The sequence below is a fragment of the Mycobacterium sp. NGS29 genome (genome assembly GCF_059812965.1).
This window is the reverse complement of record NZ_JCALDR010000045.1, coordinates 1-1,494: the sequence shown is the minus strand read 5'-3', so window position 1 is coordinate 1,494 and position 1,494 is coordinate 1. Positions and strand designations below refer to the sequence as shown.

General features: G+C 66.3%; 1 protein-coding gene. It reads right to left on the bottom strand.

All coding sequences use genetic code 11. From position 1 onward, the window contains the following. Positions 1–22: 22 nt before the first annotated feature. Positions 23–1,255 (bottom strand): IS110 family RNA-guided transposase, encoded by a 1,233-nt coding sequence (locus tag AC5Y5Z_RS25515; protein WP_156296105.1) that lies wholly within the window; start codon positions 1,253–1,255, stop codon positions 23–25. Positions 1,256–1,494: the final 239 nt, after the last annotated feature.

Below are 1,494 nucleotides of genomic sequence, written 5' to 3'. Positions count from 1 at the left end.
CATGACACTTCCTGAGTCAACCTCAGGCCGTTTGAGGCAGCAGTCTTTGTGTTCCGCCGTGCAGGTTGGGGTCGTAGGGGCGGTTGTCGCGCCAGCAGCGATAGATGACGCGGATCCAGGCGCGGGCGAGGATGCGTACGGCGTGCGGGTGGTCATGGCCGCGGGCGCGGGCTCGGGTGTAGATGTCGGCGGCCCAGGGACTTTGGTGGCGGCTGTTGTCGGCGAAGGTGGTCAGTGCCCGGCGGAAGCGTTTGTTGCAGGCCCAGCGGAAGTGCACAGCGTATTGCTTGCCGGATGCTTTGGTTACGGGTGTAGCGCCGGCCAAGGCGGCCACTGCGTCGGGTCCGTCGTAGGCTGCCCGGGAGTCGCCCCACTCGGCGAGCACCTGGGCGGCGTTGATCTGACCCGACCTTGGCAGCGACGTGAAGATCTCGGCGTCCGGGTGCTCCCCGAGGCGGGCGATGACGGAGCGGTCGAGGTTTTTGCAGGCGGTGTTGAGGGCCTCCAGAACGGTGACCAGAGCTGTCACGGCGTCAGCGACTGCGACGGACAGGGCTGGGGTGGTCGTGCCCGCGGGAGCGCCGCGCAGCCGGCCCAGCAGCTCACTGGCTGTTCGGCGACCGGAGTAGCCGTGCTTGGCCAGGAAGGCGGCCAAACGTTTTTCGCCGAGGCGGGCCGCCCGGATCGCGGTGGGATACTGGCGCAGGAACGCCAAGCTAATCGGGGATTCAACATCGGCGAAGATTGCCTTGGCGCCGGGCCAGTAGTTATCAAGCAGGGCGCTGAGTTGGTTGGTGGCCGAGACCCGCATGGCGACGATGTCGTCGCGGGTACGCACTACGCTCCGCAGTGCCTTGGTCTGTGCACTGTAGGGCGCTACGGGGTCCAGCCGGTGGCGGCGCAGCCGCAGATACTCAGCGATCACCAGCGCATCTCCAGCATCGGACTTCGCGCCGGAAACGACTTCGCCGTCGCGCCAGGTCTTGATGGCGTTGGGGGACACCGGGATGACCGGGTGGCCGGCTTCAAGCAGCAGGTCGACCAGCCGCCCGTTGGGCCGTTCGATCCCGATCTGGACATCAGCGGGATCACCGTACCGGGCGAGTTTGCGGATCAGCGTAGCGATGCCCTCGGCGGTGTGATCAATCGTGAACTGCGCCAAAACTTTTCCTACCGCAGACAATATGCACACCGCGTGTGTGGCAGCGGCCCAGTCCAGACCGACGTAAATGGGTTCTGTGGTGCTCTTCGACAACGGATCTCCTCAGGTTGGCAGCGACGACGCGGCGAGGGGATCGACCACCGGACGGTCACTAACTGGCGCTCTGCGGCGCGTCTTCCTGATGCCGGTCTGCGACCCCGGGAGGACCGAGGGCGGCGGTGTCATGCAGGCCCTCCACGAGCGACCACCACTGGCCGTCACCTCGGCCCCCGCCGAGTCCCTTCAACGAACGCCCATCAGACATCCGCCGAAAGGATGGTGCCCTAGTGACC